Genomic DNA, 25308 nt, shown 5'->3' on the forward strand with positions numbered 1-25308 from the left:
GAGGTTTATTTTCTTTTGCATTAATAAGTAATGTCACCCATTGCCTTTTGCAGGTCTATCTTGCTTGACAGCAGCTGGAACAACGAGTTTGTATAGTTTATTTCTGCGGTAATGAGATTTGATTCGGCTGTTATTACATTGAGGTAGGCTACAACGCCTTGCTTATATTGCAGGTTTACAACAAAGTACACCCGCTTTGCCATGCCTACATTTTTTTGCTGCTCCTGGAAACTGTACAGGTTGCTTTTATAGTTGGCCATACTGGTGGCATATTCTTTATAAATCCCAAGTTTTAAGTTCGTCTCGTCCCAGTTGATGAGCTGTTCCTGCAGGTGCGACTTGTGTATATTATGCATACGGGCAAATCCGGTGAAAATGGGAATGCTGAGAGACAAGCCGACTGAAGAGCTTGGGTATGAGCCCGACAGCAGATCTGAGAAGCGGTTATTCGCAAACTGAAGCCCATAATTAAAAAAACCGGACACCGTAGGCAAAAAGGCGTATTTATAATAGTTGGTGAGTTGCGCCTGTAAATCTTTACGTGTTTGAATCTGCTTATATTCTATCCTGTTTTCATATTGAAGTCTCTTGCCGGTATCAATGCGGATATCGTTCATCATCTGCACGGTATCTATACTCACGTTAAACTGTTTTTCGGGTTCGTATCCCATCAGTTGCTTCAAAGCGGCGTACTGCGGGGCAAGGTTTTCCTTAGCTTGTTTTAATTGCGTTTTTGAGTTACTAAGGGTTATGGTTGCCTGCAGATAATCTGTTTCATCTGCAATACCACCTTTATATTGATGATAGGCATCGCGCAAACTTTTACCGAGCCTTGTAGTATCTTCTTTTAGTACATTGATTTGCTGCAGGGTGAGCAATACATTATAAAAAGCTTTACTGACCGAGCTTACGAGATAAATTTTAGTACTGTCTGTAACTTGCTTTGCCTGCTTAACGAGTAAAGGTGCGCTCTTAGCAGCGTATAACAATCCCGGGCTTACGATAGATTGTGTTACGGACAGTTCGGGGATGAATGTATTGGCATAGTTGCTGCGTACGCCCGTAATGCTACCGGCTCCTGTTGTTGCGCCGCTGCCGGCATTGGTTGAAATGTTATTGTTAGTTTGCTGTATGTAATGGACAAGGTTACCACTTGCATTGACCTGTGGCAGCCACGCCGCCAAATTAACAGCGTTTGAGGTGCGCGCTATATCTGCATTAATAAACGATTGGTTTAATGCAGGTTGATGAATTAAGGCATAATCGATACACTGCCTTAACGTAAGATACTCGCCGGAGCCCTGTATAACGGGCATCACAGGAAAACCTGCCTTCCCGGTATCCGGAACCTGATCAGGTGCAGGGAACTGCGTTTTATTATTTTGCGCGGATGCGCTTAACGACATAAGGCATAAGATAGCAGCAACCAAAAAACAGGGTCGTGCTAAGTTTATGCTGAAAAACATGATTTTCATTATTAACCGATAATTATTAAAAATTGACTTTAAATCAGGCGGGTACATGTATTAAGCGTAAGCTATTGAAACAGAAGCGCAGCTATTTGTAGCACCTCATTTACAAGCTTTGCTTATATGCATTACACTGATTAAAATGTTGTTGACACGCGAGGAAAATCGCGTAATAAGATCATGACCAAACTTATTTCAGTTAAAAAAATCAGCGGCCACGGGGAGGGTAGCAATCAGATCCTTAACCGGCGAAGTTGAAGATAAGTACCGGAATAGGAGATATTCCCTGGAGATGAATAGATGTAGTGTTTTTTCTTTAATAAGAATAAAGCGAAGGCACTGAATATAAATGCCAGCAGGGGAGTAAAGGCTGTTAATTTGGGGACAATGACTTTGCGTTTACTTTCAACAACCGAACGAATGCCATGGTGTGCCGACGAAGTGCCGTTACTTTGACTCCTGTTTTTATGAATAAATTCGCTATTGGCTAAGGCTTTGAGTTTTAAAGCCTCCTTATTAAGGTTAGGTAAAAAAAAGATATGCGTTAATGTAATAAATAAATATGCCGCTATAGCAAGCACATTTATAAACTGATCAACGATACTTTTAAACCGGTTCACCTGATTGAATTTTAACGTGATTATATTACAATACAGTAGCTATTAATGTTTTGTAACTATTTGAGTACAAATGCCGGAGCTACCATTCTTCATGCAAAAAAAATATTTCTATGCCTTTCCAATACATCCAAATAAGCGCTCTTAACGTGGTAAATGCATCTAAAAGCTATAAAATAGCCGTTTTTTAGCTGCTTTGGCTGTTTGCCTTTTCTTTACCCTGCAATAATAGCAAGATTTATTACTTGCTGTTGTAAAAATTGCTTTACCAATTGAGTATCTCCCCGAAATATTATTGTCTCTATATGTGATAATACCCTGTTTGTCAATAGTATTATTTTTTTGTTCTCGCAAACTAATTACCATTTATAAATCTAACCTCGCTGGTTATCAAATATTGTTTGGCCAACATTGAAGTTGTCTGTCTTCATAAAACAGGCAGGGGAAAGTTGCACCCCTGAAAATGCACTATCATCAAATATGTTTTATTTATCTGTTCTGTAAAAATTAAGTTTGGGGCTATTGAATATTTTATCCCAAACATTTGATTTTTTAGGATTAACAGGAGTGTTTTTAACCAATAGCAAACCCTTCTGATAAATAGCGTGGAGGCTAACAGCCTGCCATTACATAACAATTTTAACTATGAGAAAGAACTTATTGATACTAATCACCTGCTGTATCATTGCAGCAACTGGTTGTAAAAAAACAATTTCGCCCGAAAGTATCGCCAGTGAAGCCAATCACTCTGGGGGCAGTAAACTTAAAACAAATGCTACGTTCAGTTTCATCCATCCGGGTATGCTGCATACTTCTGCCGATCTGATCCGGATGCAAACACAGGTAAATGCCAATGCCTCGCCATGGGTTGACAGTTACAACATCCTCACTGCCAATTCTTATGCGCAACTTAGTTATACTATGGCCGGCCCGAATGATACACTCACGCGAACGAGTACCGGAGGCAACTATGTACACATTATGCGCGATGCCGCCGCTGCCTATCAGGATGCCTTGCGGTGGTACATTTCGGGCAATAATGCCTATGCCGATAAAGCTGTGAGCATTCTTAATGCCTGGGCAACAACCTGTAAGGCCATAGGCGGAGATTCCAACTATGCATTAGCTTCCGGTTTGTATGGATACCAGCTTGCAAATGCCGCCGAAATCCTTCGATCGTACAGTGGCTGGTCGGCTACCGACTTCAGCAATTTCAAAACATTTATGTTAAATGTTTTTTATCCGGCAGCCAATGGTTTCCTGACTAATCATAACGGTACCTGCGATACGCATTATTGGGCAAACTGGGACCTTTGCAACATGGCTACTATTTTATCTATCGGCATTTTATGCGACGATCAGGCTAAATTTAACCAGGCTATAACTTATTTTAAGAGCGGCATCGGTAATGGCAACATCGACAGAGCTGTATTCTATGTTCACCCCGGAAACCTTGGGCAAAATCAGGAAGCTGGTCGCGACCAGGGGCACGCAACACTGGATATATCACTGGTAGGCGCATTTTGCCAGATGGCTTTTAACCAGGGGCAGGACTTGTTCGCGTACGAAAACAACAAAGTATTGGCATTAGCCGAATACACTGCCAAGTATAACCTGAATATGACGGTGCCTTATAACACCTACAACAATTGCGACAACGTGAACCAAACCGTTATTTCAGATGCTTCGCGCGGTACCATACGCCCGTGCTGGGAATTGATCTATAATCACTACCAAAACGTGATGGGCATTACAGCAACTTATAGCAGCCAGTTTGCTACCCAGGTAAGGCCGGAAGGCGGCGGCGGAAACTACGGTTCAAGCAGCGGCGGCTTTGATCAGCTTGGATTTGGTACGCTTACCTGTACCGTTGGTACGCAGCCGATTGCTAATGGTACCTACCATTTAGTTAACCGGGCTACGGGCAAATACCTCGATAACCTTGGCGCAACCACAGATGGCGCTAATGTGGGGCAATGGACCTCGAGTACCAGCAATAATCAAAAATGGACATTAACCTATACCGGAGGTTATTATAAGCTGATTTGTGTATCCAGCGGAAAAGCGTTGGATAGTGATAACCATACGGACGATGCTTCAACAGTTGTACAGTGGACAAGCGGTGGCAGCACCAATCAGCAATGGACAATTGTGCCAATTGGTTCGTACTATAAAATTGTGAACAGAACTAACGGCAAATGCCTGGATACCGGCGGCGGAACAACCAACGGCAGCCCTATGGAATTTTATGGTAACAATAGCAGTTTAAACCAGCAATGGAGTATTGTGCCTTGATACTCATAGCTTGATATAGTAAAAAGGCGGCTATCTGTACTTATCGGATAGCCGCCTTTTTAAAACGGTTTGCTCTGAGTCGATTAAACCTCGCTCAACTTAAATGGCAATTTCCTGATCCTTTTACCTGTTAAATCAAATATGGCATCAGTGAGTGCAGGGGCAAAAGGCGGTAAGCCGGGTTCGCCCACACCTCCGGCATCTGCGGTATTTTCCATAATATGTACTTCAACAGGAGGGACGTCACTCATTCGAGGCATCAGGTAATCGTAAAAATTATGCTGCTCCACCAGTCCATCTTTGAATGTAATTTCATGGATAGTAGCTGCGCCCAATGCCATAACAACAGATCCCTCAACCTGAGCTTTAATAATATCCGGATTCACGTACCAGCCGCAATCCATAACTGCCCATACTTTGTCAATCTTCACTTTTCCATCTGTGTGCCTGGAAACTTTTACAATTTGGCCTACGGTAGTTTCAAAACATTCGGTTATTGCCACGCCAAAGCCTTCATTCTTTTTCCTCGATTTCCAGCCCGAAACTTCTTCCATTCTGTCAATCAGGCGCTGACAACGTTCATCTTTTAAATATTTCCTTCTAAAGTCAAGCTGATCTTGTCCTGCCAAAGCAGCCATTTCATTGATAAAACTCTCATAGCCGAAACCGTTTGTAGAGGCATAAACCGAACGCCACCACATATTAGGCAAAGGCATTTCATAGGGAACATCGGCGAAGCTGATATTCTTAATACTGTCAAAGTAAGGTTTCAAAAAACCTTCTGTTGTACTATTATTGGCTTTTCCTCTCTTATCAGTATTCCAGTGATCGATGTTCTGACCGGCCATTTTGAATTTCAATGCACTGATTTCACCATTTTCAATGGCACCCTGGCCTCTGTAGGAAATTCCGGCACGATATGGACCTTGCTTTACATCATCCTCTCTTGACCAAATAACCTGAACCGGTCCGCCTATTTCTTTCGAAATGGCTACGGCCTCATGGGTATAATCCAAAAAAGCCTTTCGACCGAAGCCTCCGCCTAAAAAAGTCATATTAACGATCACTTTTTCTTTAGGCATCTTAAATTTATTGCTGATATCACCCTGCACCCAATCCGGAGCCTGTATAGGGCCCCAAATTTCTATCTTGTCATTTTGGTAATATGCCACGCAGTTTAACGGCTCCATTGCGGCATGCGCCTGGTAAGGTGTTTGATAGATCACGTCAATTTTATTGGCCGATTTGGCCAAAATATCATCCGGATCACCTTGTTTTTTAAATGAAAGGCCTTCTTCTTTTTGAAGTAGTTCCTCGTGCTGTTTGTATATATCGGCGGTGTTTACATGCTCAAAGCCGCTTTCATCCCAGTCAACCTTTAGCGCTTTCCGGCCTTGCATAGCCGCCCAGGTTGAATTGGCAATAACTACCACGCCATCACGGGTAGTATTAAAAACCATCATTTGTATCTTAAATACATTTTTCACCCCCGGAACTTTCAAAGCCGCGGAGGCATCAAAACTTTTAAGCTTACCGCGCAGCCTAGGATTGCGCTCTACAGATGCATAAAGCATTCCCGGCAGCTTCTTATCCAGCCCGAAGATGGCCTCACCATTGGTTTTCATTGGCGTATCCAGCCTTTGAAGAGGCTTACGAATCAGTTTATATTGAGATGTTTCCTTCAACTTAACATCTGCAGGAGGCGTGAGTTTAGATGCATCAACAACCAGTTCTCCGTAATTTAATTTTTTTCCGGACGGCCTATGGATAACGTGGCCAGATTCTGCGTAGCACTCGCCAGCAGGGACATTCCATTTGTTCGCCGCCGCGGTGATCAGCATCTCACGCGCTGTTGCACTTAATTTGAGTAGTTTTTTGTAAGATCCCCTAATGGTTGAGCTGCCCCCGGTAATCTGACTGCCAAATTTATCAGGATTGCCTTGTGCAAAAACTACACTGATATCCTTGAGGTCAACCTCCAGCTCCTCTGCAATAATTTGCGGCACGGACTGAAAAGATCCCTGACCCATTTCTGCGCGATGATCTGTGAGCGTTACCTTGCCATTAGTATCGATATGCATCCAGGCATTAAAATCAAAGCCATGCTCAGCGCCGTTTGCCGATATTAACTGCTCTTTTTTTGCATTGGCGGGGAAATAAAAGCCTAAACAAAGTGCGGTGCTGGCAAGACCAGACACGCGGAGAAAATTTCTTCTTGATATCGCATTAGTTTCCATAATGGTTGCTCTTATCGTTTAAATCATTCATTTTGCCTTTGCCGAAGGTGCATACGCTCCTTTAGCTATCCACAAACGTACCTGTGCAACAAAGGCTGTCCGACTCATAGGAGGTAACGTTCTTCCATCGCCGGGATGCCATGCCCAGCCTACCAGGTCGTCTTTAGCCATATGATCGATTAGCTGTTGTTTGGTACGCCCGCCGTTTTGTTTAGGGTCAAGAAGTTGCAATGCCAGCTGGCGTGGGGTACGTCCCTGGAACACCATTCGCATATTGGCAGGAGGCAGACCCCATTTAGGATTCCCGGGCGGCATATGCAAACCTGCGGTGTTCTCCGCCTGATGACAGTTACTGCAGCGAACAGCATAAATGCCGTGCCCGTCGGCACCCCGCTTAACATTCATCGTATGTAAATGGCTATCATCGCCCTGTAAAGGCACATCGCCAGAGGGATGACAATTCATACACCTTGCACTCATCAATACTTTATATACCGACATAAATGCTTTGGTTGAGCCAACGCTGTCTTTTGCTAAGAGGGGGGAATTATTAACTTTTACAGGTTCCGTTCTGAACGATAGCAGTAGTGCCCCTCCAACGATAAGTATGGTGCTTATGATCAGCAGCTTCTTCATAATTTGGCTCCTTCCGTTTGCATGGCTGCAACTTTGTGAATGGCAGCCCGGATGCGCTGATATGTACCACAGCGACAGATATTACCCGACATAGCGTCATCAATATCCTGATCGGTTGGGTTGGGATTTTCGCGTAACAATACGGCTGCAGACATCAGTTGTCCCGACTGGCAATAGCCACACTGCGGGACATTCATTTCGTTCCAGGCCAATTGTAGCGGATGATTATTATGGAGAGAAAGCCCTTCGATTGTTACTATTTTTTGCCCAGCGGCACGGCTTAGCTTCGTAACGCATGATCGTACTGCTTCGCCATTCAAATGTACTGTACATGCCCCACATTGTGCTGCGCCGCAGCCAAATTTAGTACCTGTTAGGCCCAGGATGTCCCGAATAACCCAAAGTAAAGGCATGTTAGGGTCAGCATCGACATCGTGACGTTGCCCGTTTACCGTAATGTTGATCATAAACCAGTGATTAGTTAAATAAAATTAGGAAAAAATCAGAAATCAAAACAATAGTATTGTACTTTTCCGGGTGAGGAGGAACTTATTGTTTGGGGCAGCCATTTCGACGATTGTTGTTGAATTTATGATGCGTTATGAACTGGGCCTGGAAGAACCTGATGCAAACCGCGCTACCCAAAGCGCCATCACCATAGGCATTTCCTATATCGTAGGTGGCATCATCCCGCTTTCACCCTATTTTATTATTCATGAGGCACAAGAGGCACTTTATTACTCATGTGGGGTAACGATAATTTGCTTGTTTATTTTTGGCTATTTTAAAAGTAAAATGACCGGCCAGCATGCGTTAAGCGGGGCATTAAAAGTAGTAATTATTGGGGCTCTTGCCGCAGGGGCCGCATTCATTATGGCAAAGCTGATTACAGGGAAATAATGTTTATTTACCGTTACCGCCGTTTATCATGTCTGAAACTATGCCTCTGTCATCTCTTCTTTCGGCAAAAATACGGCAGGCTTAATTTGTCGCTGCTTTTTAAACCTGTCGCCGTTTGTCACATTTTTTATACAAAGGGTCAACTACAGTTTTGCTTCAGATTACCGTAATAGCTTGGCACGAATACTATTTGTATCCGTTTTAATGCTTTATATCGATGAAATACGTTTACTTACTGATCCTTACATTTTGCGCCCTCAACCTAAAAGCACAGGATAATTATGAAATTCAGGTTTATGGTTCAGAGACCGTTGAAAAAAGCAAAACCATGGTTGAGCTTCACAGTAATTATACGATAAGCGGCAGTACAACAGTAAGTAACGGCGAGCTTCCTACAAATCATGTTGAACATGAAACCATTGAGATTACTCATGGCTGGACAACATGGTTTGAAACCGGGTTCTACATTTTTAATTCAGTAGGCGATGGCGGCCGCACCGCTTATGTAGGCTCTCATATAAGACCCAGGGTTGCTGCACCGGAAAGCTGGAATTGGCCGGTAGGGGTAAGCATTTCAACCGAGTTCGGTTTTCAAAAAGCTGCATTTTCTGCCAATACATCCACATTGGAGATCAGGCCGATCATTGATAAAAAATGGAATAAACTTTATATATCCGTTAACCCAACGCTCGAAAAAAGCTTTAAAGGCCCCGATCAGAATAGGGGTTTTACGTTTTCACCTAACGTTAAAGGGAGTTATGATGTAACAAAAGTTGTTGCACTTGGCCTGGAATATTATGGCAGTACAGGCCCATTTTTTCATTATGACCCAATTAAGCTGCAAGACCATCAATTGTTTGTTGCAACCGACTTGAACGTTGATCCTAAATGGGAGTTTAATGGCGGTGTAGGGTACGGTTTTACGTCAAATTCAGACAGGGCTATTTTGAAGATCATTGTAGGTCGCCGGTTTTAGGTCACGCATAATTAATCCGGAGGTTTGCGCCTGGATTTACTACAATGGCCGGAGGGGGATTTGATTTAGGGAAGCAGCAAATCATGGCTTTAAAGACGTTTGCGTAAATCGATGGTTGTAATATCCAGTTACCTGTAGAGCAGAAATCCAATCCCTGCTGTGGGTTAAAAACAAAAAACGCCGTAAATAATTTTACAGCGCTTTTTGATCCTAATTGATATCTGGCGGAGAGTTAGGGTTCAGTAAGCAGTTTAATGTCCGCTATAAATCAATGCTTTGTGCTTTTATTCAGTTAGGGGTCACCTGATAGATCACCCTTAAATAATCAAATCGCTTGTGCTTATTTAACAAAGATATAACTATTTTAAATGTAAATATTCACAACTTCAAGATGAAGGAATTGACAGACGCACTAGTCTAAAAGATCTGTCGGAAACCGTACCGGTTCGATTCCGGTTTGGAAAGATTTGATACTCCAAAAAAAGCTATTTCTAAGAGCTGATTACCAATAGGACAAACTTTGCTTATCCGCGCTTTGAAAAGTGTCAGAAATGACTATCATTTCTGACTTTCAACTGCTGATATCTTCCACATAGTTTCAATAACCGAGTTTTCCGGGTGACCGATATCATTAAGTTATTTGACGGAGGTCATTCTTTTTGGTAAATGTTATTCAAAACTTTACTTAAAAAATTGATGATCATTTGTCTCTTCGAAAATGGCACCGGTATCATAAAATGATTAAAAATGAAAAAGTTGATTTTGGTGATGTTTATAGTCGAATTATTCTTTTCGATAGATGGATTTGCCCAGGACAATAATCCGGCGCTAGTCAGTGCCGTCCGTCATCAACTGAATTCACCAGCTTTACTGCAGGTATTACATTACCCGCAAACCGCAACCCGTTTTTACAGGCAAAATAACTATCGCGCGGTATGGATAAACCCCGAATCTCATTCAAATACCGGAAATGCTATGTTGCTTATAGATTGTGTAATGCAGTACGGATTATCGCATAACGATTTTCATCCCAAGGACCTTCAATTCGACGTACTTCGTGATATTTTAGATAATCCCAATACAGTGGGTGACTCGTTGAAGGCAAAATTTGATGTTTTGCTCACGGATGCGATAATCACCATGATGAATCATTTGCATTACGGAAAACTAAATCCAGATTACGGATCTGCACGTATCGATTATGGGATGGACATTCCGTTTGCAGCGGAAACCAAGCTAAAAAACGTTATAGATTCGCCCGATTTCAAAGATGCGATTCTTAGTGTTCAGCCACGTGCTAAAATCTACGTTGTTTTGCGGGAAATGCTGTATGTAATCAGGGGGCAGGCGCCTGACGATTGTTACGGAGAACCTGGCAGCGATGTTATGAAAATAGCCGCCAATATGGAACGGATCAGATGGGCGGAGATTGATGACAAGCAAGAGTTTATCCAGATCAATGTGCCAACTTATACGTTAAAATTGCATTTGCCGGATACTACAATGCTCTTTAAAGTAATTGTAGGAGCACCGGAAACACCAAGCCCGACGTTGCAAAGTCAGGTGACTTATTTGACTACATATCCGAATTGGCTTATCCCTAACCAGATATTTACCCATCATATATTACAAAATGCCCTTGCAGATAGCCTGTTTCTTGTGCGCAACCAAATAAGCATCTACAATATGGACGGGGAACTAACAGATATCACAAATGCCCAATTGAAACTGATATTAAAATCACCTGGCGGATATTATGCCAAACAAGCGCCGGGGTGCGATAAAACGCTTGGGGCGATGGTGTTTCATTTTCAAAATAGCTACAATATTTATTTAAATCAAACGGATGATCCAAAACTGTTTATATTGGATAAGCGCGATGTAAGTAATGGTTGCATTTGGATAGATAAGGCGGCTGAACTTGGTGCGTTGCTGCTTAAATATGACGGTTTGGGACAAGCTGCTCAAATGTACAGGAGTTTGAAAAAAGCAAAGACTCAAAATTTTATTCTTAATAAGTCGGTTCCTTTAAAAATTACTTATTTAACGTGTGAAGTGAGAAACGGCGAGTTGATACGGTTTGAAGATATCTATAATTTGGATGAAAGCCTTGAAATGGCCATCTATGGTAAAAATACACATAACATAAGTGTGAAATAAACATCGGTTTGCTAACCTTAACATTTAACCATTTGGTATTTTAAAGTTCCGGGTTTCATTTTCCCCTGAAGAGGTTGCTTAACATAGATCAAATTATTCTGACATTTTGCGATAATGAAAAGTAACCAGCAGCTAATTAAAAATCGAAAAAATGGGGTGGTGAAGTTTTTTTCAGTATTGGGTCCGGGCCTTACAACCGGCGCTGCTGATGACGATCCCTCTGGTATAGCCACTTATTCGCAAACCGGTGCACAGTTTGGTTATAATCAATTGTGGACAGCTCTTTATATGTTGCCTTTTATGATCGCCGTGCAAGAAGCTTGCGCAAGCATCGGGATGGTTACCGGTAAGGGTATATCGGCCGTAATAAAGGAACATTATAGCAAAGGTGTTTTGTACACGGTTGCAGGGCTGGTATTAATAGCAAATACCATTAATATCGGCGCCGACATAGGAGCCATGGCCGCTGCCGCGCAATTATTGGTTCCAACATCTTTTGTTACCTTGACGTTGTTTTTTACGCTATTAATCCTTATTCTTGAAGTTTTTACTTCTTATCGGTCATATGCCAGGATTTTAAAATGGCTGGCGATAACCTTGCTTGCATATCCCATAACTTTATTTATTGTGCGGCAACCCTGGCTCACTATACTGAAAGCATCAGTATTACCTCATTTTGAATTAAATTTTAGCTTCCTGTTTATTATTACAGGGGTGTTGGGAACTACTATTTCTCCATATATGTTTTTTTGGGAGGCATCACAGGAAGTAGAGGAACAAAAGGAATGGGAACGGCTTTCACATCATAAACCAAAAGTAAGCCGGGGGCAAATTAAGCGGATGCATATCGACAATACTTTCGGAATGTTGTTTTCAGAATTTACCACCTGGAGTATTATTGTAGTTTCTGCTACGGTTTTACACAACAGCGGTGTAACAGACATCAGGAGCGCTTCCGATGCCGCAAAAGCGATCGAACCATTGGTACATACCTTTCCGAACGCCGGTTTTTTAGCAAAATTAATTTTTTCAATTGGTATCATTGGCCTCGGCTTGCTGGCGGTTCCCGTGCTTTCTGGTTCAGTAGGATATGCTACTTGTGAAGCGTTCAATTGGAAATCGGGACTTAATTTGAAGTTAAAAAGGGCCCCGGCATTTTATGCTGTTATTTGTATCTCCACTTTAATTGGATTACTTATCAATTATAGCGGGGTAGATCCTGTTAAAGCACTTGTTTATGCTGCAGTGTTAAACGGAATTGCTGCGGTGCCTTTACTTTTTTTAATAATCCGGATCACTTCTAACAGAAATATCATGGGGGAATTCAAAAGTAAACTATTTTCTAAAATACTGCTTTGGTTCACTTTCGTCACTATGGGGGCGTCTGCGATAGCGTTATTTTATACAGTTTACGTATAAACCAGATCCTTTCGCAACAGCTATAATCATTGACTTCCTTTTTTATATTAAATAAACACGCTTTTATTGCTGATAAGCCAAATGATTTTGACACCTCAATTAAATGATTTAAATTAGGCTATGTCCAGTACCTGATTTATGAGTATTCCAATCTTAATAATAGAAGATACCGCCGACATTCGGGAGGGTGTAGTTGAAATACTCGAACTGGCCGGTTATACCGTTTATGCTGCAGAGAACGGAAAGGTAGGCGTTGAACTTGCTAAAACCCATTTGCCGCATATAATTCTTTGTGACATTATGATGCCGGAGCTCGACGGGTATGGTGTGCTGTATATGCTCAATAAATTGCCGGAAACGGCTAACATACCATTCATTTTTCTTACAGCCAAGGCGGATCGGGTTGATTTACGCAAGGCGATGGAAATGGGAGCTGATGACTATCTCACCAAGCCTTTTGATGATGTGGAACTGTTTGCAGCCATTGAGAGCAGATTGAAAAAGCAGGAACAGCAAAAGAAATTTTATAGCGGGAGCCTTGATCAGCTAAGCTGTGTTGTTTCCCGGAATGAAGGTTTAGCCGAACTGCAAAAGATCATTAAAGAACGCAAGGTTCGTTCATTCAAAAAAAATCAGGTTATATATTATGAAGGAGATAAAGGGAACGGCTTGTATGTTGTATTGAATGGGAAAATTAAAACCAGCAAGCTTTCTTCAGACGGGCGGGAATTGATAACAGATTTGCATACGGCAGGCCAATATCTGGGTGTCAGGGCTCTCCTGGCCGATGATGTATATTCGGAAACTGCCAGCGCGGTTGAAGATAGTCAGTTATGCCTCATTCCCAAGGAGCGGTTGGATGAAATGCTTAATTTATATCCCGATATAACAAGTGAGTTTATTAAACTGATGGCGGGCCAAATACGGGAGAATGAAGATCGTTTGCTGCAATTGGCTTATGATTCTGTTAGAAAGAAAATGGCAGATGCCATTTTAAGGCTTTACAAGCAAACCAACGCTGGAGACGGAAGTATTCGTATTTCCAGAGAGGATTTGGCCGCATTTGCAGGTATGGCTACAGAAACCGTTAGCCGCACATTGTCAGATTTCCGCAGCGAAGGATTGATCGAAAAAAATGGCAGTATAATCAGAGTGATTGATTTGCAGCGGTTAAGTAAAATGAAGAATTAATCCTTTTTGAAAAACCGACAAATATGTTAAAATTATGACGGAGGAAGTTTAGCGTGTGTTTTTTATTCCCCAGCCGATCGCAGGCATTGCTCAAGCGTTTGCAGTAATTCTTCCGGGCTAAAAGGCTTGCAAACGTACCCTTTTGCTCCTAAATGCATCCCCGATTCCATTTCTTTTTTCTCGGTATTTGCCGTAAGAAAAATAAAAGGAATCGTTGCTGTAACAGGGAGCGATTTTAGTGAACTAAACACTTCATAGCCATTGGCCACGGGCATCATGATATCACAGAGGATAACATCCGGCAACCAGTCTCTCGCTAACTGCAAACCAGTTTTTCCATCCCCAGCCGTCAGTACCTCGTAACCTTCCAGTTCCAATAACTCACTTGTATTTTCCCGGATATCCTGATTATCTTCAATTACCAAGACTTTTTTCATAGCGCCTCATCTTGTGGTCTTAGTGCCGCAAACAGAGTTTCAATAATAAAGATATAAAAGATTTCTTAAATACTCCTGTGAGTTGTGAGCTGGTATCAGCTGAGCTGCCTCGTTATTGGAAACGCCATTTTTAATAATCCTAAATAGTTATAATCATAATGTGAAGAGGATATAGCTGTGCCAAACTGACAACCCTATTCAATTAAATTAAGCGCTGCCATAAAGCGACAGCGCCTTCCTGTTAAAAAGCAAATTCAGCTTCTCCGATATCCAGTTTGTTTTTTACATGGAATATGCCGGGCGCGGCCCATGCTGCATTCTCGGCGTCGTCTTTCTCCGCAAGGGAGCGTACCCTGCCGGTCAGCGTTACGGTGTTTCCATCGATCTCCGCATGAACCTTCGCTGCATCTATACCTGCGCTTCTGTGAAAAGCCGCGCTAATTTTTTGCTCCAGTTCGTAAGGAGATAGCCTGGGTTTCAGCGCAATCCGGTTGATTACCGATTTTATACCCGTGAGGTTTTGAATAGCTGTTACTGCGCCGGCGCGCTGATATTCCCATTCCAATTCGCCCTCAAGTGTGACAACGCCGCTTTCTACCTTGATTTTGATCTTATCGTTGGGGATCGCTGAATGCCATTGCAGGGTGTTTAATATTGCCTCGGCGATTTCAGTATCGGTTCTGCGGTAGATTGGGGAAATCCCTATTTGGATGTCTTCGGCTACAGCCTTTACGCCGGCCACCTTTTTTACTGCCTTTTCCGCATCAACCTTTTTAGAAAATGTGTCTACGGTACCCGACAGCGTAACAATGCCGTTTTTAACGGCAACTCCAATTGTGGATGAGTTTAGGAATGGTTGCCATTTAAGTTCATCCATCACGTCTTTCTGAATTTCATGGTCTGTTTTCATAATTAATTATTAAATAATAGAGTTGTGTTAATTGATATTCAAATGACCTCATTTTCAGTAGAAAACAACATGACGGTGGACAGTACCCCGGATGATTGTTGTCACGATAATAACCCATACAAAAAAGGTAGGGAACAGCGATAGTTTGGACCATTTTCGAACATGACCCAGGTCATTTTTGTATTGGTATTTGCCAGGTAACTTGCCCGTACAAAATCGACAATTGCCATGAAAGGAATCATCATTTACGGGAGTAAATACGGCGCGACTAAACAATATGCGCATTGGCTGGCCAATATCTTGCAAATGCCGGTATCAAAAGCCGAGAGTGTAACTCCCGACTTGCTGGCTCTTTATGATATGATTGTAATTGGTAGCCCAGTTTATATTGGCAAGTTAGTGCTGCGTGATTGGCTGAGGAAAAATATCAATAGTCTAAAACACAAAAAGCTTTTTATATTCATCGTTAGTAGCACCAATGGTGAGGATATTGCCCAGCGCCAGACGCTGATAAAAAACAACCTCGACCACAACATCAGCAAAGTAGCCAAAATCTTTTTCCTCTCAGGAAGATGCGTTGTCGCTAAACTTTCGTGGAAAGACCGGTTATTATTAAAGATGGGCGCGTGGCTGGAAAAGGATCCGGAGAAAAAATTAGTTATGAAAAAGGGATTTAACTATATAGACCGCCACCACCTTGATGATATCATTGCGCAAATTCAGCGTTTAGCTGACGATTAGCGCGAGCTTTTTTGTGCAGATGTCAAACAGTTCAGAATAGCAGCTTTTAGATCAGGCTTCATCCATAACCAGCACTGCGGCGCCGCTGATTTTCCCTGATCTTAACATCGAGATTGCTTCATTAGCTTCGGCCAGTTTGAATACCTGGGTTTGCGTATGTACCGCAACATCTTTTAATACCGAAAAGAAGTTCAAACCATCCTGATGGGTTAAATTGGCGACTGATTTTACCGAGCGTTCGCCCCAAAGCAAATCGTATGAAAAGGCCGGGATATCGGTCATGTGAATGCCCCCGCAAATCACCTGCCCGCCTTTGCCCACCTCTTTTAAAGCTTTCGGAATTAATTCGCCGGCGGATGCAAAAATAATAGCGGCATCAAGTAACTCAGGAGCTGTTTCTGAACTGCCGCCTGACCAATATGCGCCCATTGTTTTTGCAAACTGTTTTGCCTGGTGGTCATTGTCGCGAACGAACGCGAACACTTTCTTATTTTGGGCTATAGCTATCTGGATAAGGATATGAGCCGCTGCCCCGAAGCCATACATGCCTATATTTTGGGCTGATGCCGTAATCATCTGATAAGAACGAAAACCTATAAGGCGGGCACAAAGCAAAGGGGCTGAAGATGGGCTGCGATACGGCTCATCTAATACAAAACAAAAGCGGGAATCTGCCACTGTATACTCGGCATAGCCCCCATCTATGGTATAGCCGGTAAATAACGGGGTATCGCAAAGGTTTTCCATTCCTTGCAGGCAAAACTTACAATGCCCGCAGGTACTCCCCAGCCACGGTATACCTACAAGCTGGCCAGCAACTGGTTCTTTGACCGCCTTTCCGGTTTCGATTACTGTTCCTAAGATCTCGTGCCCGGGGATTAGCGGAAGTTTGGGTTTATTAAGTTCGCCATCCATTATATGCAGGTCGGTACGGCAAATGCCGCAAGCCAATACTTTAACAAGCACCTGGTTATCAGAAGGCCGGGGGATCGGCAGCTTTTTGCAGATGAGCGGGTTGCCGGCTTTTTCCAGCACCATGGCGCTCATCGTATCGGGGTATATCATGAGTATTTCGGTTTTATTTATTAAGCATCAAAACAGCCGACGTCAAAATATAATTTATTGCATCGCTGATAGTTTATGAACTGTACATTTTCATGTAGTATTCATCAGCCATCCTTGCCGATTCAAAGGCTGGGAATATATCTTTTGCTGCTTGCTTCATGAAAGATAGCCATTGATCCTGGTTGCGATAATACATGGGCATTATTACGTTTTCTAACAAGTCCATCAGGTTCCGGTTTTCCAGAATATCTTTTTCTTCTTCTGATATCGTACCAGGCGCGGGCCTGATCAGGAAACAATTATTCATTTCACGGGCAAATTCGGGAACCCAGCCATCAGGCATCGAAAGGTTTATACTTCCGTTCATGGCCGCCGTCATACCGCTTGTGCCTGATGCTTCATGATAAAGTTTCGGGTTATTCAGCCACACATCCGATCCTTTTTTTAACATAGCCGATAGCGCAAGCTCATAGCCTGTCAACACCGCGCAGCACTTAAAAGGCTTGGTTTTAACCATGATCTGGTTAAATTGATCTATGGAATCCTTATCTTCGGGATAAGGTTTACCTGCCCAGATCAACTGTACAGGGTAATCGCTTTGTTCGAGCAAATGTGTAAAACGTTCCCAGTCTTTCATGATGAGGCCAGCCCGTTTATAGCCTGCAAAACGTCGCGCCCAAACAATGGTTAGTATGTTTTCGTCAAAAAGTTTACCGCATTGATCGGCTACGGCTTTGAACATGCTTCTTTTCATTTCTTTTTTCCAGGCTATGATGCGGTCATCATTATTATCAGCAAAGGCCGCGTTAAGATCAGTGTCGCTCCAGTAAGCCTTGTTTTGCGCGTTGGTAATAGAAGTGATTTCACAGATGCCTGGGTTTTTACCCCACATTTGCCTGGCGACTTCGCCGTGAAGCTTTGAAACTCCGTTGGCTTTTCCGGAAAATTTAAGTGCTGCTAATGTATAATTTAACTGATCGCCTTCCATGCCCAGCATTGCCCTTACCTCGGTGCCCTGTAATTGATAAAAGAACGACATTTCTTTTAACAGTGCATAGCTATGTGATTCGTTACCGGCCATTTCGGGGGTATGGGTTGTAAATATCACTCGTTTTTTTATCTCTGCAAGGCTTTTAAATTTATCAAACAGGTAAAAGTTGAGGGGTAGGGAATGCCCCTCATTCATGTGGTAAATATCCGGTTCAAACCCTAAAAGGTCCAGTAAAGCAGCTCCACCAATGCCCAATATGATACTTTGCGCAATGCGGGTTGCTTCATTCGGGTCATACAGGCAATGAGTGATGGATCGCGAAAGCTCATCATTTTCGTCAATATCGGTGCTAAGCAGGATTAATGGGGCTGTTCCGAACGTTTCAGGCGGCAGTAAATAAGCTTTAACATGTACCGGGGCGTCATGAACGGATACCTGGAAAACAATGCATAAGTCTTTCAGAAAAGCATATTCTTTCCGGATAAATTCTGCTTTCATCAAACCTTCACTATCTCTTACCTGGTCATAATAACCATATTTCCATAAAATACCTATCCCAATCAGGTTTTGCTTTAACTCATAGGCGCTACGCAAATGCGAACCTGATAAAAAGCCCAACCCTCCGCTGTAAATCTTCAGCGCCTGGTCAACAGCAAATTCCATAGAAAAATAGGCTACGTTGGTTTGATATTTTTTATCGGGCGTATAGCCGAAAATCTCGTCTTTGGTTATCATAAATAGTCGATTGGTGGCTTATTCTATAACAGGTGGCGCTATTGTTTGTGTTATCTGGTGCCGGGTATGAGTTTGCCTTAATTACTATGCTTAGGTTCAACAAAGTTAGGTTGTTGCTTCGCCCGCGAAATGATCGTTTCTCCTCAAATAAATGATATTGGTCATTTATTTGGTAAACAGTTGTTTAGTAATACATGATGAGTATCACCCTTGCAGCTGTTTGTAGTCATTCCGGCCATGGGCAGCGCGTTGCAATTTTGTATCATGAAAAATCATATCAATATCAAATACGTTAAAAACCTCAATAATGACGCTTTACGGGGCATTGTTTTTTATACACAGGAATTGGGTATCCTTCAGGAGAGGTTACAGGAAATAGCAGCAGATAATACCGCGCGAGAAGTGCAGGAAAAGGTTGAACATTTTCAAAATCAGTTCAGCATCCACCGGGATTATCTGACAAAGTTAAGGCAGGATATTCAAATCAATGATAAGGCAATCGAGGCCCAATTACTGGCTACCGATGCCGTGATCTCTGAAAGGACTGCAGCTGAGCATGCCGACATACATGAGAACTACATCACTGAGGAGAATATTTTTAACAACCTGCGACACGAATTTAACCGCTTCGCCGCACAATGGATGTAATCTAAGGAAATAAGAAGAAATAGGTGCAAACCTTGGTTTTTAAAAGGCATTTAAGGTTCTCCAAATGACGAGGATCACAAACAAAACTGATCATTGTCCTGTCCGGTCTTCAATATAGTAGATAGTTTTGTTATAACCGATGGATGGAATTTATTCCTGTTTCGGTAAATGATCCACGTCATGGGTTCAATACCGGTGACGGCGGCATTACGGAACGGGAGGTACCGGTTCCGTTTTTTTATTAAATACCCCCCCGCGTTGTCAATGACTAAAAATAATTTCCATATCCAGGGTTTGAGCCGGTTGGACGTTGCCGTTGCGCGGGAAAAATATGGTATTAATCGCCTTTCAATAGAAAAGAATAATGTTTTTTTTGCTGTTCTGAAAGACCTCGTGGCAGAGCCAATGGTTGTTTTACTATTGGCAACAGCCGTTATATATTTAATTAGAGGTCAGAACGGCGATGCAATATTTTTAGCGGTAGCCGTGATTTTGGTAGCCGGAATTTCTATTTTCCAAAACTCCAGGAGCAAGGCCGCCCTAAATAAATTAAAAGACTTTACACAGCCAAAGTGCAGGGTGGTTCGGGAAGGTTTGGTAACTGATATAAATAGCGACGAGCTTGTTGTAGGCGATAGCCTTATAGTCGAAGAAGGTATGTCTATCGCAGCAGATGGAAGGATCGTGCATTCCAATGATTTTTCTGTTAATGAAAGCACACTGACAGGAGAATCCCTTCCGGTTTTTAAGGATCCATTGTCTGTTGAACCCATCGTATTTCAGGGTACAACAGTAGTAAGCGGCCTTGCAGTGGTTTCTGTTTCTGCTGTAGGTGATCGGACCCAGCTTGGTAAAATTGGAAGGGGGCTGGAAGCAATCACGGTAGAAAAAACGCCGTTGGAATTACAGATCAACAATTTCGTAAAAAAGATGGTCATCATTGGCGTAATTGTTTTTGCGATTGTTTGGGCTATCAATTTTTTCCGCTCTGCTGATTGGCTGGCCAGCCTTACTAAAGCACTTACCCTGGCTATGAGCATTTTGCCGGAAGAAATCCCGGTTGCATTTACCACTTTCATGGCTTTGGGGGCCTGGCGATTGATGCAGATGGGAGTGGTGGTCAAAGAAATCAAAACCGTAGAAACCTTAGGCAGCGCATCGGTAATATGCACCGATAAAACAGGTACTCTTACTGAAAACAGGATGAGTCTTGCCAAATTATATTTAAGAGGGTCCAGGCAATTTTATGACGCCGTAGAGTTGACGGATGAAAAAAAAGTAAGGCAGTTGGTAGTATTGGCAATGTGGGCAAGCGAACCTATTCCTTTTGATCCGATGGAAGTGGCTTTACATGAAAACTATCAGAAAACCTGTGATATAGATGAGCGCCCCGGTTATCATATGGTTTATGAATATCCATTGGCTGGTAAGCCGCCAATGATGACACATATTTTTGAAAATAAAAGCGGCCACCGGATCATTGCGGCAAAAGGCGCGCCGGAGGCTTTGTTAGCGGTATCAGGATTAAATATTGAAGAAAAAAAAGTTATTGAAAGCGCGATCAGGAAACTATCGGCAGAAGGTTACCGGGTATTAGGCGTAGGGCGGGGACTTCTTGATGGCAATCAGTTTCCGCCTGTGCAGCAGGAAATCCAATTTGACTTTATTGGCCTGGTGGCTTTTTATGATCCACCAAAAAAGAACATAAAGGATGTACTGGAAGCTTTTTACAAGGCAGGCATCGTTGTGAAAATTATAACAGGCGATAATCCTTTCACCACCCAGGCAATTGCAAAGGAAATAGGTTTCCGCAACGGCAATGAAACCATCTCCGGCGACGCGTTACTCGCCTTGCCCGAAAAAGAGTTCGGGGAGAAGATAAAGCATGTCAATATTTTTAGCAGGATGTTCCCCGATGCAAAACTGAAGATTGTCAACACGTTAAAAGCCGCAGGCGAAATTGTTGCTATGACCGGCGATGGTGTTAATGACGGGCCCGCACTCAAGGCAGCGCATATTGGTATAGCCATGGGCACTAAAGGCACGGAAATAGCCAAAGATGCCGCTTCGCTGGTGCTTGTAAAAGATGATTTGTCAAAAATGGTTGACGCGATAGCCATGGGCCGGCGTATTTATACTAACCTTAAAAAGGCAATACAGTATATTATTTCAATTCATATACCTATCATTCTTACTGTATTTATTCCTTTAGCGTTTGGATGGATCTACCCTAATATGTTTTCCCCGGTTCATATTATATTTCTGGAACTGATTATGGGGCCGACATGTTCTATTGTTTACGAGAATGAGCCTATTGAAAAGAACACCATGCTTCGGCCTCCAAGACCTCTGGTCTCGACATTTTTCAATTGGAATGAGTTAGTGACCAGTGTTATTCAAGGATTAGTGATCACCGGGGTGACCTTGCTTATTTACCAATATGCAGTAAACGCAGGGTTTAGTGAGCAACTGACACGTACCATGGTTTTTAGTTGCCTGCTCTCCGCCAATATTTTCCTGACGCTGGTTAACCGTTCATTTTACTACTCGCTGTGGGTTACAATAAAGTATAAGAACCGGCTGATGTTTCCGATGCTTGGTTTTACCTTGCTGCTTGGGTTGGCGTTGCTTTATATCAGGCCATTAGCAATGTTCTTTGAATTTAAGTCTCCTTCTGCATTTCAGCTTGCAGTAAGTGCCGGCGCAGGTTCTCTTTCCGCCGGATGGTTTGAGGCATTGAAATGGGTTAAGAGAAAACGAGATTAGCGCGTCAATAGTTATGTGCTAATGATTTCGGGGATACTCCTGATCGGAGCAAATTAGGTTTTATTGACCATGAAAGAAACTATAAACAGTTACAATCAGCACGTATCTGCTCTTTATTTCGCACCCAACCGGATGATTAATTGTGCTCAAACCGACCGGTTGTTTTGTCAATTATTATTTTATAAACTATAAGGTCAATTTTATCTCCCAGGTCGTATTCACTTTCGGTGATCCCATGGGAGGGATGGCCAGAAGGCTGTTCAACCAATGGCATGATCCGGTGAATTAGCGCCTGCATAGCTCGTTCCTGTTCTCCAATTTCGGTAATCTCTTCAAATTTTCCCCAGGCGATGACACTTTTCCAGCTAAAGATGTTTTTTATTTCGTCCACCTCAAAACAAACTTCAGGGTTTTGCCGCATCATCTCGATCTTTTTTCCCGGCCCTGAGTGCGCATAGATAACGCCGTTTTTATATACGTAATTAACAGGCACAATATAGGTAGTACCGTTGGCGTGGCATCCCAGGCGGCCTGTAATTTGCCGGCTGAGCAAAGCTTCGATTTCCGGCTGTTCCAATTTTCCTAACATAGCTAAGAGCATTAAGTTTATCAAAACTAAACAAGCAGGGATTTAAATAAGATGTTCTTTGTCAGCGGGAGATATGATCTATATCACTCTTGTTGAATTGTTGCTGATATCAATTTTTTAACCGGTGCTCTGCCGCTCTAAGTTTTTGCGCGATACAGATACTTGTTATATCCGAATGAGATTTTTTCGATGAGGCCGGCCTCCACCAGTTTCTTCAACTTATTATTGAATGAGCTGTGTGAGATATCGAGCCCGATAGCTCGAACATCCAACCAGATAGATTCGGCATCCTTGCTTTCTTTTGATGTTAACATGTGATTGATAATGTAGCCATTTATCAACTGCATTTGTTCCTGCGGTTTAGTAAGCCGTGACTTTGATGACCTGAAGGGATATTGGATACTCATTGTTTTATATACTCAATGATTTATAGGTTAGTTCCAGTAAGCCAAAATAGCTTTCAAATTTGAAGCAAATCTGTACCTGGCTTTAATAACCGTTTTTTAAGGGCTTCAAATTGTTAAATTCTGTTAAACAATACGCATTTCATCTCAACTACAGAATGTTGCAATATTCTTGTTGAAAAAAGAAGAATGCAGATAACTATGCTACGTTGTTTACCGACACAAAATAGCCGTTTGTCCGCACATTGTTTGAAATACCTAATTGCTAATTAAATTTAAAGGAAACTTATTTATATACCCCGATCTTAAATTTATGGACAGAAAAGAATTTCTTTCAACGATTGGAATTACGGCCGCTTCATTTGCGTTGATCAATTGCATCGGATGCAGTAAAAAATCAGATAGCGCATCCGGCAGTATTACCGGGCCGACGGGCGTTGATTTTACACTTGATCTCAGCCTTTCGGCAAATTCGGCTTTACTGAGCAATGGTGGTTACCTCGCTTCAAACGGCGTAATTGTAGCAAAGACTACGGCCGGCGCTTACATTGCTGTTCAGCAATCCTGCACGCACGAAAGTTACCCGCTCATTTATCAGGGTAGTAGTCAGCAGTTTTATTGTAATAACCATGGCTCCGCGTTTACTGAGGCCGGAGTGGTTAAAAATTCGCCGGCAAACCGTAACCTAACTGTTTATAAAACAACTCTAACAGGTACATCTTTGAGGGTATTCTCTTAAAAAACGTTAAAATGAAATTACTGATTTTTACATTTTTTTTATTTGTGGCTAAGCCGGTTACCTGGCTTGGCGATTTCAGCAAGGCCCGGGCCGAAGCTTCTGCATCACATAAACTGATTGTTATAAACTTTTCCGGTTCGGACTGGTGCGGCCCCTGTATCCGGTTACGAAAAGAGATACTGGAATCGGATAAATTCAATGATTTTGCCGCTGATAAACTTGTTTTGGTAAGGGCTGATTTTCCACGGCAAAAGAAAAACCAACTGAGTAAAGAGCAGGTGAAACTGAACGAGGCACTTGCCGACAAATACAACCCCGATGGTAAATTTCCGTTTACACTGCTTGTTGATGAGCATGGTAAAGTGTTAACAGAGTGGGACGGGTATCCAAATGAATCCACCGATCAGTTTATTGACCAGATCAAAGCCTTTACAAATGATAGCCATTGAAATTGCCCCAACCGTTTACAAACGCGTTCTGAAATTGATGGGCAACCGCTTTGAAATAAGCGTAGTAAGCGATGATGAGAACTGGGCGTCAGGTCGTATCGATTTGGCTGTAGCAGAAATAAGCCGGATAGAAAAATTACTCACCACCTTTAGCGACGATAGCCAAACCAACCAGATTAATGCTGCTGCCGGCATAAAGCCGGTAAAAGTGGATCAGGAGGTTTTTCAGCTTATTCAACGCTCGCTCAAAATATCCGCGCTTACGCAGGGGGCATTTGATATTACCTACGGATCAATTGATAAAAGCCTTTGGAACTTTGATGTAAACATGAAAAGTTTGCCTGATGCTGAAACCGCGCGTAAGGCTGTACGACTGATCAATTACAAAAACGTGATCATGGATCCTGAACACCTGACAGTTATGCTCAAAGAAAAAGGTATGCGCATAGGTTTTGGCGGGATAGGAAAGGGATATGCTGCCGACCGGGCAAAAGCCATTTTACAGCAAAACGACGTAAACAGTGGCATAGTAAATGCAGCTGGCGACCTAACCACCTGGGGAACACAGCCCAACGGCAAGCCATGGACTATAGCTATAGCCGATCCAAACAGGCAATTGACCCCGTTTTCAACACTTAATATTAGCGATATGGCTATCGCTACATCCGGCAACTATGAAAAATATGCAGTTATAGGGGGTAAAAAATATTCCCATACCATCGATCCTAAAACAGGCTTGCCTGTAAGCGGGATTAAAAGTGTGAGCATTATTTGCCCAAGCGCGGAATTTGCCGATGCTATGGCCACACCGGTAACCGTAATGGGTATCAGGGTAGGACTTGATTTGGTAAATCAACTACAGCAACTTGCTTGTGTGATCATCGACGACAATAACCGCCTTTACACCTCCAGGAATATCAACGTTAAAAATTAA

Annotated in this window: 23 protein-coding genes; 12 read left to right on the top strand and 11 right to left on the bottom strand. The window is 42.5% G+C overall.

Going from position 1 to position 25308, the window contains the following annotated elements:
• Positions 1-20: 20 nt before the first annotated feature.
• Positions 21-1406, bottom strand: coding sequence for a TolC family protein (locus ACEN9X_RS26130; RefSeq protein ID WP_413667927.1), 1386 nt, complete (start codon positions 1404-1406; stop codon positions 21-23).
• Between the two features lie 296 nt (positions 1407-1702).
• A complete protein-coding gene (locus ACEN9X_RS26135) occupies positions 1703-2089 on the bottom strand; it encodes a hypothetical protein (RefSeq protein ID WP_413667928.1) in 387 nt (128 codons plus the stop codon).
• 642 nt (positions 2090-2731) lie between these two features.
• On the opposite strand from ACEN9X_RS26135, the gene ACEN9X_RS26140 reads away from it, so the two are divergent.
• Positions 2732-4381, top strand: a complete 1650-nt coding sequence (locus ACEN9X_RS26140) for an RICIN domain-containing protein (RefSeq protein ID WP_413667929.1) — start codon at positions 2732-2734, stop codon at positions 4379-4381.
• A gap of 83 nt (positions 4382-4464) precedes the next feature.
• Here ACEN9X_RS26140 and ACEN9X_RS26145 read toward each other — a convergent pair whose 3' ends face one another.
• From ACEN9X_RS26145 to ACEN9X_RS26155, 3 genes are read right to left on the bottom strand one after another with little or no spacing between them, the layout of a single operon-like run.
• The gene (locus tag ACEN9X_RS26145) at positions 4465-6618 is read right to left on the bottom strand and encodes a molybdopterin cofactor-binding domain-containing protein (RefSeq protein WP_413667930.1); all 2154 of its coding nucleotides are present in this window, start codon (positions 6616-6618) and stop codon (positions 4465-4467) included.
• A 27-nt stretch (positions 6619-6645) separates the two neighbouring features.
• The gene (locus ACEN9X_RS26150) at positions 6646-7254 is read right to left on the bottom strand and encodes a c-type cytochrome (protein WP_413667931.1); all 609 of its coding nucleotides are present in this window, start codon (positions 7252-7254) and stop codon (positions 6646-6648) included.
• Complete coding sequence (locus tag ACEN9X_RS26155; RefSeq protein WP_413667932.1) at positions 7251-7721, bottom strand: (2Fe-2S)-binding protein; 471 nt, start codon at positions 7719-7721, stop codon at positions 7251-7253. Before ACEN9X_RS26155 ends, ACEN9X_RS26150 begins: the two co-directional genes overlap by 4 nt.
• Before the next feature lie 70 nt (positions 7722-7791).
• On the opposite strand from ACEN9X_RS26155, the gene ACEN9X_RS26160 reads away from it, so the two are divergent.
• The 5 genes from ACEN9X_RS26160 to ACEN9X_RS26180 all read left to right on the top strand — a co-directional run bounded on the left by ACEN9X_RS26160 (position 7792) and on the right by ACEN9X_RS26180 (position 13900).
• The gene (locus ACEN9X_RS26160; protein ID WP_413667933.1) at positions 7792-8154 is read left to right on the top strand and encodes a VIT1/CCC1 transporter family protein; all 363 of its coding nucleotides are present in this window, start codon (positions 7792-7794) and stop codon (positions 8152-8154) included.
• Positions 8155-8371: 217 nt separating this feature from the next.
• Positions 8372-9130: a hypothetical protein gene (locus ACEN9X_RS26165; RefSeq protein ID WP_413667934.1), complete on the top strand. Its 759-nt coding sequence runs from the start codon at positions 8372-8374 to the stop codon at positions 9128-9130.
• A 747-nt stretch (positions 9131-9877) separates the two neighbouring features.
• The gene (locus ACEN9X_RS26170; RefSeq protein WP_413667935.1) at positions 9878-11290 is read left to right on the top strand and encodes a L,D-transpeptidase family protein; all 1413 of its coding nucleotides are present in this window, start codon (positions 9878-9880) and stop codon (positions 11288-11290) included.
• Between the two features lie 114 nt (positions 11291-11404).
• Positions 11405-12709, top strand: a complete 1305-nt coding sequence (locus ACEN9X_RS26175; protein ID WP_413667936.1) for an NRAMP family divalent metal transporter — start codon at positions 11405-11407, stop codon at positions 12707-12709.
• Positions 12710-12847: 138 nt separating this feature from the next.
• Positions 12848-13900, top strand: a complete 1053-nt coding sequence (locus ACEN9X_RS26180; RefSeq protein ID WP_413667937.1) for a response regulator — start codon at positions 12848-12850, stop codon at positions 13898-13900.
• A 62-nt stretch (positions 13901-13962) separates the two neighbouring features.
• Here ACEN9X_RS26180 and ACEN9X_RS26185 read toward each other — a convergent pair whose 3' ends face one another.
• Positions 13963-14337, bottom strand: coding sequence for a response regulator transcription factor (locus tag ACEN9X_RS26185; RefSeq protein ID WP_413667938.1), 375 nt, complete (start codon positions 14335-14337; stop codon positions 13963-13965).
• A 241-nt stretch (positions 14338-14578) separates the two neighbouring features.
• Positions 14579-15247, bottom strand: a complete 669-nt coding sequence (locus ACEN9X_RS26190) for a BON domain-containing protein (RefSeq protein ID WP_413667939.1) — start codon at positions 15245-15247, stop codon at positions 14579-14581.
• A gap of 228 nt (positions 15248-15475) precedes the next feature.
• Here ACEN9X_RS26190 and ACEN9X_RS26195 point away from each other — a divergent pair, with 228 nt between their 5' ends.
• Positions 15476-15988 (top strand): flavodoxin domain-containing protein, encoded by a 513-nt coding sequence (locus ACEN9X_RS26195; protein WP_413667940.1) that lies wholly within the window; start codon positions 15476-15478, stop codon positions 15986-15988.
• A 51-nt stretch (positions 15989-16039) separates the two neighbouring features.
• On the opposite strand, the gene ACEN9X_RS26200 is transcribed toward ACEN9X_RS26195, so the two are convergent.
• Both ACEN9X_RS26200 and glgP read right to left on the bottom strand, forming a co-directional pair.
• Positions 16040-17053 (bottom strand): zinc-dependent alcohol dehydrogenase family protein, encoded by a 1014-nt coding sequence (locus ACEN9X_RS26200; RefSeq protein WP_413667941.1) that lies wholly within the window; start codon positions 17051-17053, stop codon positions 16040-16042.
• A 73-nt stretch (positions 17054-17126) separates the two neighbouring features.
• Positions 17127-18779: an alpha-glucan family phosphorylase gene (glgP, locus tag ACEN9X_RS26205; RefSeq protein ID WP_413667942.1), complete on the bottom strand. Its 1653-nt coding sequence runs from the start codon at positions 18777-18779 to the stop codon at positions 17127-17129.
• Between the two features lie 264 nt (positions 18780-19043).
• Here glgP and ACEN9X_RS26210 point away from each other — a divergent pair, with 264 nt between their 5' ends.
• Together ACEN9X_RS26210 and ACEN9X_RS26215 are read left to right on the top strand one after the other, a co-directional pair.
• Positions 19044-19427: a hypothetical protein gene (locus tag ACEN9X_RS26210; protein WP_413667943.1), complete on the top strand. Its 384-nt coding sequence runs from the start codon at positions 19044-19046 to the stop codon at positions 19425-19427.
• A gap of 264 nt (positions 19428-19691) precedes the next feature.
• Positions 19692-22193: a cation-translocating P-type ATPase gene (locus ACEN9X_RS26215; protein WP_413667944.1), complete on the top strand. Its 2502-nt coding sequence runs from the start codon at positions 19692-19694 to the stop codon at positions 22191-22193.
• Between the two features lie 136 nt (positions 22194-22329).
• Here the strand turns inward: ACEN9X_RS26215 and ACEN9X_RS26220 are convergent, their stop codons facing one another.
• Positions 22330-22782 (bottom strand): pyridoxamine 5'-phosphate oxidase family protein, encoded by a 453-nt coding sequence (locus ACEN9X_RS26220; RefSeq protein ID WP_413667945.1) that lies wholly within the window; start codon positions 22780-22782, stop codon positions 22330-22332.
• A gap of 137 nt (positions 22783-22919) precedes the next feature.
• On the bottom strand, positions 22920-23189 hold the full coding sequence (locus ACEN9X_RS26225; protein ID WP_413667946.1) for a hypothetical protein: 270 nt from the start codon (positions 23187-23189) through the stop codon (positions 22920-22922).
• A 310-nt stretch (positions 23190-23499) separates the two neighbouring features.
• On the opposite strand from ACEN9X_RS26225, the gene ACEN9X_RS26230 reads away from it, so the two are divergent.
• Genes ACEN9X_RS26230 through ACEN9X_RS26240 form a run of 3 tightly spaced genes read left to right on the top strand, consistent with a single transcriptional unit; the run spans position 23500 to position 25308 of the window.
• Entirely contained in the window at positions 23500-23925 is a 426-nt protein-coding gene (locus ACEN9X_RS26230; RefSeq protein WP_413667947.1) for a ubiquinol-cytochrome c reductase iron-sulfur subunit, read from the top strand.
• 11 nt (positions 23926-23936) lie between these two features.
• Positions 23937-24374, top strand: a complete 438-nt coding sequence (locus ACEN9X_RS26235) for a thioredoxin family protein (RefSeq protein WP_413667948.1) — start codon at positions 23937-23939, stop codon at positions 24372-24374.
• The gene (locus tag ACEN9X_RS26240; protein ID WP_413667949.1) at positions 24361-25308 is read left to right on the top strand and encodes an FAD:protein FMN transferase; all 948 of its coding nucleotides are present in this window, start codon (positions 24361-24363) and stop codon (positions 25306-25308) included. Before ACEN9X_RS26235 ends, ACEN9X_RS26240 begins: the two co-directional genes overlap by 14 nt.

The sequence above is a fragment of the Mucilaginibacter sp. Mucisp86 genome, assembly GCF_047324315.1.
Lineage (GTDB): Bacteria > Bacteroidota > Bacteroidia > Sphingobacteriales > Sphingobacteriaceae > Mucilaginibacter.